Below are 7924 nucleotides of genomic sequence, written 5' to 3' on the forward strand. Positions count from 1 at the left end.
GTGGGATGGCCGTCACTAGGGGCCGGGCCACCTACCAACAGGCGGGTGAGGCTGCGACGGAGAACCTTTCGCCTCCGTCGGTGTCCGAATCGGCGTCCGTAGCCGCCGAGCCCGTCACTGCCAGGAACCCCTGGCCGCTGTGTCCGCTCCTGCATGGTGGCCAGGGGCTCCGTCGTTCCGGCGGCGCTGACGGCGCCTAGAGCCGCCCAGGCGCGTGCTCGCGGGCCAGCCGTTGTAGGCATAGCCCGTCGCTCCGCGCGGCCCACAGGAGGGCGCAGAGGGCGCGCTGCTCGGGGCGCGTGAGGTCGTCGGTCTCGGCGGCGATTAGCTCGACAAGCATGGGGCTCCTCCCCGGTTGCGTACGGCGCCACGGATACCACGGACCCCGCGTAAAGGGTGGATAGACAATCCCTCGACTGTCCGCGGGGCGGCCGGCAGCGTGCATGCGGCGCACGTCCACCTGTCGAAGCCGTCGGAGCTTGGGCAACATCTGGGCAACATCTGGGCAACACAAGGGCGCGAAACCGTGCCGAACGTCACGAACGGTTACGAAGTGAGAACGGCAGTGCAGAGCACCCTACGGTCCGGATTTCGGGAGTTAGGCCGCCGTAGCGGCCAGTTACGCGAAGTCCGCGACAAGGTCTTCAAAACCGTTGAGGGGGTGCTGAGCCCCCTGGCGGGTTCGATTCCCGTCCGCCTCCGCTGAGTCTGGCCTGCTCGCGACAGCTGTTCGGGGAACGGATGTCGGTCCTCTTCGTCGGCGCCCTTCCCGAGGAGGTCGCAGGGATCGAGGGCCGGGCACGGGTCCTGCACCTCGGCGTGGGGAAGGTGCAGGCGGCGATGACGCTCGCTCACCACCTCGCCACGACCCGCGAACCGGTCAGCCTCGTGGTGAACGCAGGCACCGCGGGGACGCTGCGCGAACACCGCGTGGGTGACCTCGTCGAGGTCGCCACCGTCGTGCAGCACGACTTCGACCACGAGGCCCTGTCCGCCTTGGTCGGTCGACGCCTGCCGGGCGGCCCGATCGAGCTGTCCGGTGCTCACGGAGCGGACGCGTGGCTGGCAACCGGCGACCGGTTCATCACCGACCCCGTGGAGCGCGCACGCTTGGCCAGATCCGCCGATCTCGTCGACATGGAGGGTTACGCCGTCGCCGCAACGTCCATGCGGTTCGGCGTTCCCGCACGGATCGTGAAGTGCGTCTCGGACACCGCGGGCCTCGATGCGGACATCAGTTGGCGCGAGATCCTCGACGTCGCGTCGCACAGGCTCGCGGAGTGGGCGGCGGAGCGCGGCTTCCTCGCCTGAACGCCCCCCGGTTCGGCCCGTGGGGCTCGCGTCACGCAACGACAGGGGACGTGTCGTCGCCCGCCAGCGAGGCTCAACCAGCGCCAGGTGGCGCGTGCACGGTCACGTCCACCAGCGGGACCGTGTCGGCGAACCGCCGCTCGACGTGTGTGCGGATCAGCTCGGCGTAGGCCTGCTCGAGCTGATCGGTGGGCCGGTCGGTCGCGGCCGACTCGAGGTCGACATCGATCAGCAACCGCTGGCCATCCGCGATCCGCTGCGTGGGGACGGTCGTGTCGACCCGGACGAGATCGACGTCCCGTCGGCCCTCGAACAGCGATTCCACCGTCACCGACACATCACGGGTGAGCGAGAAGCGCTGGAACGCCTGACCAGACAGGAACTGCACGGCGAGCAGCGCGGCGACGACCAGAGCAACGATCGGCAGTCCCCGCGTCAGGTACCCCTCACGGACGTCCGCGGCGCGACGGCTGGCTGGCGTGACCCCGTACCACCGGAAAACCAGGGCCGCGCTCAACGTGATCCCGACCAACTGCAGGGCGACCACGAACACCGCACTGGCCAGCAGGTCGGTGCGGCCGAGGACCGCTGCCATGCCGATGCCGCCCGCCGGGGGCGCCAGCGACGCAGCGACGAGCATGCCGACGGCGGCGCCCGACACCAGGGAGCTGTGCTCCGACTGCACCAGGTAGGTGGCGCCCGCCACCCCGGCGGCGAGCGGCAGCAGCACCGCCACGTTCGACACCGTCAGCACGTCCGTCGCGAGGTCGGTGATCCGCTCTTGCTGGGTGACCGCCGTGAGCACGCCGGATGCCACGGCGGTCGCAGCGATGCCCGCTGCGTACCGGGTGACCGCATGGCGGAGCAGCGTCGGGTGCCCGCTCGCGAGGGCCAGCGCGGTGTTCATCGCCGGACCGGCGAAGGGCGCCAGCAACATCGCGGCGGTCAGTAGGTAGACGACCTCGGTGTACAGGCCAGTCCAGACCACGATCCCCGCCGTGATCGCGAAGCTCAGGAAGCCGCGCCACGACCCGGCACTCTCCTGTCCGGCGAGCACGATCTCGATCGCGCTCCGCGGTGTGACGTCGAGCAGCACCTCCGATGGCTGGTCCGCCGGCGGCTCGAGCGCGAAGACGGACGTCGACGGGATCGTCGCCTCGAGCGGCCCGGTTCGCTCGGCGAGGCCGATCAGCTCCTCGACGACGACGTTGGGCACGGTCGCGGCGACCACCTCGACCTCGTCGCCGTCGGCGTCGTGCGCCAGCATCCGGCTGATCGCCACCGCGCCGCGTTCGGCGGCGGCGCGGGCAAGCTCGCCACCTCGACCCGGCGGCACGTGCAGGGACACCTCACGCATGTCGGCTCCCGTTCGGTCCGACCCTGATGGCAGCCCAGCGCGGGGCGCGCCGCTGTTACAGGTACTGGCCGGGCGCTCCCCCGGCCGGCGCATCAGCCCGACCTGGTCCCAGGGCCGGCTGCTGCCGGATGCGAGCGAGCTGTTGCTGCGCCCCCGCCAGTTGCTGGCTCGCGATGGACGCCTGGACACCCTGGAACAGGCCATCGAGCCAACCCACGAGCTGGGCGTGGATGACCCGCAGCTCGGAGGGCGTCGGTGGATCCTCGGCCGCCAGGCGGTGGATCACCATGTGGGACAGCTCGTCGCGGAGGTCGTCGGACAGCACGTCGCGCAGACCCTCCAGCGAGCGGTTGTAGATGTCGACGACGCGACGCCGGCTGGCCTCGTCGAGCTCGACATCGCGCAGTTCGACGAGCAACCGCTGGATCATCGTGGCGATCCGGATCAGCTTGGCGGGGTGCGCGATGTGCTCGTCGGGGCGGCGCTGGCCGTCCTCGCCGTCGAAGCGGACGACGACGAGGTCGCTGTCGTCACCCTCATGCTCGTCGACCGCCCGCGCGACGCGTTCGAGCTCGCTGCCTTCGCCCACGACCTGTTCCCTTCTGCGGGCCGTACAGGCAACGGCGCGCGGGCGATGCCGTCAACTTCCGAGTCAGATGGGAGGCCACCCATCGTCGGACGACCAACCCTTGAGGATGTCGGGTGGGTCCTCGTCGAACTGGCGGAGGTGGGCCGCCAGGTGCTCGTAGACGCCGGCGACCTCATCGGCGGGAAGATCGACGCGGTAGTCCTGCGGCTGGAAGCGGGTCGCCGCCAGGATGTTCATGGCGCTGCGGACCCCTTCGAGCACGACCCGGATCTGCCCGTCGATCACACGGTGGTGAGGCAGCTTGTAGGCCTGCTTCGTCTGCGGTGGGTCCTCGTTGTCCGACGTGTCGGACCAGGCGTGCGCCGCAGCCATCGATCCCCAGCCGCCCTCGTCGAGGAGTTCGTTGGTGTAGTCGGTCGCGTTGGACGACCAGTCCCACTCCAGGTCGCGGTCGGCCCTGGGAGTCTCGTGGGGCGGAGGTGCGGTCATCGCTCGGTGTCCTGTTGTCCGCACCGGTCGGCTGTCGGCGCTCCCAGCCCACCACGTCGCGGCGTCACGAGACGAAGCGGATCGTCAACGGGTACCGGTAGTCCTCGCCGTTGGTGGCGCGGACAGCGGCGACGACCGTCAACACCAGCCAGGCGATCCCAAGCACGATCAGGAGCGGGATCCCGATCAAGGCGAACGCGAGGACGACCCCGATCGCGAGGTAGATCAGGACGGAGATGTTGAAGTTGAGCGCCTCCCTGGCGTGCGCCCGGATGAACGGATGATCGTCCCGCTTGATCAGCCACACCACCAGCGGCCCGAGCAGCGCCAGCGCCACCCAGGCGCCGAGGAAGGCGCTGAGGTGCGCGGCCATCGCCCAGTTGCGGACCTCGCTGGACAGGCCCGACGGGTGCCCGGCCGGGTTCGAGCCGGCAGACGGCGACCCTTCCGACGGCAGTTGCGCCCCGCACGCGTGACAGTGCGCCCCGTCGGGCGCGGCCGCGGGCGTGCCACAGGCAGGGCAGGTGCGCTCCACGGCTGCCAGCGTAGTTGCCACCCCGCCCACCAACACCACACCGCAACCACAACGCAACCACACCCGTACGACACCGCGGCCGGTGGGTCGCTCCGCGCCCCTGCCCCCCGTAGGCTCGCCGCGATGTTCCGCCACGCCGCCCTCGCCGCCGTGTGCGCCGCTGTCGTGGCGTGCTCGCCGGCTTCCACCGACAGCGCCGGCCCACCCTCGCCACTCGCGGCAGACACGGCCTCGCCCGCGGCTTCGGGATCCGCGGAACCGTCGCCGAGCCCGACCCCCACCGGCCCGACCCCGCCATCGGACGTCTCGCCGTTCACCGACCCGAACGAGCTCGCCGAGGCCCTAGCCACGGCCGAAACCACTCTGGCGTCGCCCGAGACGTCCGACGAGGCGGTTCGGGCGTGGGCGTGGCTCCAGCAGCAGGCGTACCGCGACCTGGTCGTCAACCTCGACTGGCGGCCGACCGCCAAGGCGGCACTTCCGCCCGAGTTCCACACCGCGTTCGACCTGAACATCCACGCCGGCACCCAGCTGCGCAAGCTCACCAAGCCCCGCGAGGCACTCCCCGACTGGCGGATCATCCCCGCTCCACCGGTCGACGAGCTGCGGGCTCACTACGACGCGGCGGCGGCGGAGTTCGGCGTCGACTGGTCCTACCTGGCCGCGATCCACTTCGTCGAGTCACGCATGGGCCGTATCCGTGGGACGAGCACCGCCGGAGCCCGCGGTCCGATGCAGTTCATGCCCGCAACGTGGGAAGCGTACGGGGAGGGCGACATCGACGATCCCCGCGACGCCATCCGCGCCGCAGCGCGGTACCTGGTGGCACACGGTGCTCCCGGGAACATGCGCCGAGCCCTGTACGCCTACAACCACAGCCAGCTGTACGTCGACGCGATCGAGGACCACGCCCGTGTGATGCGCGAGTACCCGCACTACTACCGCACCTACTACAACTGGCGGGTGTACTACATCACCGTCAACGGAGACATCCTCCTCGAGGAGGGCTACGGGGTCCCCAGCTGAGGTCCAGGTCGACGTTGCGGACCGCAGGTGTCCTCAGCCGGCCGCGGCGACCGCGATCACCCGCTCGACCGGCTCCATATCGTAGGGCGGGGGGAGGCTGACGATCACGTGCCGGGCGCCGGCGTCGATGAAGGCCTCCACGTCGTCGATCTCGTGGGGCTGGAGCAGGGCGGTGCGGACGACGTCTGCAGGGTCGCGGCCGATGTCACGACAGCGCTCGTCGAGGACCCTGCTCTTCCGCGCGTACTGCTCGGCTGGCCCGAAAGCGTTCCACCAGTCGGCGTGGGCGGCCACCAGACGCAGGGTCACCTGTTCACCGCCGCCGCCCACCATGATCGGCAGGTCACCCTTGGGAGGGGGGTTGAGTCGGGGCAGGCGATCGCGGACCGTTTCGAGGGTCGTGGCGAGGTGGTCGAGGCGGGTGCGCGCGTCGGGGAAGCCGTAGCCGTACTCCACGTAGTCGCGCTGCGCCCATCCGGCACCCAGTGCGAGCACCACGCGACCCCCTGAGACCCGACTTTGACGAGATCGGGTGGTTTCGTGGGTCGCGGAGCACGGATTCGGCAGTTCTGGGGCGATTCTCGGCGGTCTAGCGTCCGGCCGAGTCCGGGATGTAGGGACAACACGCGCCGGGCGGTGCTTGCGTCAACGGGGCGAATACGCGATTATCCGGGCCATGTTCCTCAAGACCAAGCGGGTTCGCAGGGCCAACCGCACATACGAGTATCTGTCGCTGGTGGAGTCGGTCCGCGTCAACGGCACCAACACGCACCGCACGCTGTTCCGGCTGGGTGAGGCCGCGGCGCTGCGTGAGTCGGGCGAGCTCGATCGCATCATCGCGGCGTTGACCGCTCATGCCGAGCGCCGCTGGATCGACGTCGACGAGCTCGACGCTGAACAGGCCCCCGCGATCGGCGCGACCGCCACGATCAAGGCGTGGTGGGACAAGCTCGAGCTCGACGGCCTGTTCGACCAGATCGGCGATGCCGAGCAGCTGCCGTTCCGGCTGGCCGATGCGGTGTTCGCGATGGTCGCGGGCAGGCTGTGCGACCCGGGCTCCAAGCGGCGCACCCACCGGTGGATCGCCGAGCAGGTCGTGGCCCCGGATGGGTTCTCGTTCCCGACGTTGGAGCAGTACTACCGGGCGTTGGACGTGCTCGAGAATTCCAAGGATGGTGTCGAGCGGCACGTCTACAGCCGTGTGTGCGACCTGACCAACCTCAACCTCACGTTGGCCTGCTACGACCTCACCTCGTCGTACGTGGAGGGCGATCCGGCCCCCAACCCCAGGTTCCCGTCGAAGGCGTTCGGGTACTCGCGTGACAAGCGCGGCGACCGGCCCCAGATCGTGATCGGGCTGTTGTGCTCAGGGGATGGGATCCCGATCGCGCATCACGTGTTCGCCGGCGCCACCAGCGACGTCACCACCCTCGCGGACGTCCTGGCCGACCTGGTCGAGCGGTTCGCGGTCGGGCGGATCTGTGTCGTGGCCGACCGCGGGCTGATCTCCGAGGCCAACATCGTCGACGTCGAGCACGCCGGCTGCCACTGGCTGTTCGCGACCAAGCTCCACGGCCGTCAAGATGTCGCCGCGGTACTGGCCGCAGCCGCCGACGCCGACACCGACGCGTGGGTGGAGGTCGCCCGCTTCTCCAGCCGCGTGTGCGACGTCGACCACGACGGGCGCCGCTACGTGGTGGTGTTCTCCGACGCCCGGCAACGCCGCGACACCGTCCGCCGGTTGCAGCTGATCGCCAAGACCGAAGCGCGACTGCGCGCCCTCGAGGACCGCGTGCGCCGCGGCGACCTCGTCGAGGCCACCGAGATCGCCAAGGCCGCCGCCACCATCGTTGCCCGCTCGCCGGTCAAGCGCCTGTTCGACATCTCCGACGTGGCCGAAGCACGGTTCGTCTACGACTACGACCATGACGCGCTCGCCTACGACGAGCTGCTCGCCGGCCACTACGTCCTGGTCACCTCCCTTGACCGAGCCACCGCGGACGCTGCCGGGGTGCTGGCGGCCTACAGGTCGTTGCAGCTGGTTGAGAACCGGTTCCGTGTCCTCAAGGACTTCCTCGGGCTGCGCCCGATTTTCCACTGGACCGAGACCCGCGTACGCGGCCACATCGCCATCTGCGTCCTGGCCGCCGTGATCGAAACGCTCCTCGGCAACACCCTCGCCGGCGTCGACGTGCGCGACCCCGACCTGCCCGACCAGCACCTCACAGCCCCCCGCGCGATCGACGAGCTCGACCGCATCCGCCAGGTCACCCTCACCGCCGGAGACACCACCATCGACGCCGTCACTCGCCGCACCCGGCTCCAAGAGCAGATCCTCGACGCCCTCGACGTCGACACCCGCGCCTGGACCAAGCCCACCATCCACTGAACTGACCGTCCGGCACCCCAACATGTTGTGGGTGTAGGGACAAACGCGTCGCCGCGCACCCCCGCTGACCTGCAGATATGCGCTCAACCCTTCAAAGTCGGGACTGAGATACTACTTCTTATCGGGGTGGCGGCGGCCGTGGTGTTCGTTGCTGTTCTGTTCATTGAGGGTGCGCTTCGGCCCGGTTACGACCCGATCTACCACACGGGCAGCGAGCTGAGCCTTGGC

General features: G+C 69.8%; 9 protein-coding genes and 1 tRNA gene. 4 read left to right on the forward strand and 6 right to left on the reverse strand.

The genetic code is table 11. From position 1 onward, the window contains the following. Window positions 1-196 precede the first annotated feature (196 nt). Window positions 197-340, reverse strand: a complete 144-nt coding sequence (locus tag M3N57_06990) for a hypothetical protein (GenBank protein ID MDP9022429.1) — start codon at window positions 338-340, stop codon at window positions 197-199. A gap of 273 nt (window positions 341-613) precedes the next feature. Here M3N57_06990 and M3N57_06995 point away from each other — a divergent pair. Next, window positions 614-696: transfer RNA gene (locus M3N57_06995), tRNA-Sec, on the forward strand. 45 nt (window positions 697-741) lie between these two features. Then, window positions 742-1311 carry a nucleosidase gene (locus tag M3N57_07000; GenBank protein ID MDP9022430.1) on the forward strand — a complete coding sequence of 190 codons (570 nt, stop codon included), beginning with the start codon at window positions 742-744 and terminating at the stop codon, window positions 1309-1311. A 73-nt stretch (window positions 1312-1384) separates the two neighbouring features. Here M3N57_07000 and M3N57_07005 read toward each other — a convergent pair whose 3' ends face one another. The 4 genes from M3N57_07005 to M3N57_07020 form a co-directional block, all read right to left on the reverse strand. Next, a complete protein-coding gene (locus M3N57_07005) occupies window positions 1385-2668 on the reverse strand; it encodes a DUF389 domain-containing protein (GenBank protein MDP9022431.1) in 1284 nt (427 codons plus the stop codon). Between the two features lie 55 nt (window positions 2669-2723). Next, entirely contained in the window at window positions 2724-3257 is a 534-nt protein-coding gene (locus tag M3N57_07010) for a bacterial proteasome activator family protein (GenBank protein ID MDP9022432.1), read from the reverse strand. A 63-nt stretch (window positions 3258-3320) separates the two neighbouring features. Continuing rightward, a complete protein-coding gene (locus M3N57_07015; GenBank protein ID MDP9022433.1) occupies window positions 3321-3746 on the reverse strand; it encodes a hypothetical protein in 426 nt (141 codons plus the stop codon). A gap of 64 nt (window positions 3747-3810) precedes the next feature. Further along, window positions 3811-4281: a DUF4870 domain-containing protein gene (locus M3N57_07020; protein ID MDP9022434.1), complete on the reverse strand. Its 471-nt coding sequence runs from the start codon at window positions 4279-4281 to the stop codon at window positions 3811-3813. A 123-nt stretch (window positions 4282-4404) separates the two neighbouring features. Here M3N57_07020 and M3N57_07025 point away from each other — a divergent pair, with 123 nt between their 5' ends. Then, window positions 4405-5307, forward strand: a complete 903-nt coding sequence (locus tag M3N57_07025; GenBank protein MDP9022435.1) for a transglycosylase SLT domain-containing protein — start codon at window positions 4405-4407, stop codon at window positions 5305-5307. Window positions 5308-5340: 33 nt separating this feature from the next. On the opposite strand, the gene M3N57_07030 is transcribed toward M3N57_07025, so the two are convergent. Further along, on the reverse strand, window positions 5341-5805 hold the full coding sequence (locus tag M3N57_07030; protein MDP9022436.1) for an LLM class flavin-dependent oxidoreductase: 465 nt from the start codon (window positions 5803-5805) through the stop codon (window positions 5341-5343). A 178-nt stretch (window positions 5806-5983) separates the two neighbouring features. Here M3N57_07030 and M3N57_07035 point away from each other — a divergent pair, with 178 nt between their 5' ends. Beyond that, a complete protein-coding gene (locus tag M3N57_07035; protein ID MDP9022437.1) occupies window positions 5984-7696 on the forward strand; it encodes an IS1634 family transposase in 1713 nt (570 codons plus the stop codon). Window positions 7697-7924: the final 228 nt, after the last annotated feature.

The organism is Actinomycetota bacterium (assembly GCA_030776725.1).
GTDB lineage: Bacteria > Actinomycetota > Nitriliruptoria > Nitriliruptorales > JAHWKO01 > JAHWKW01.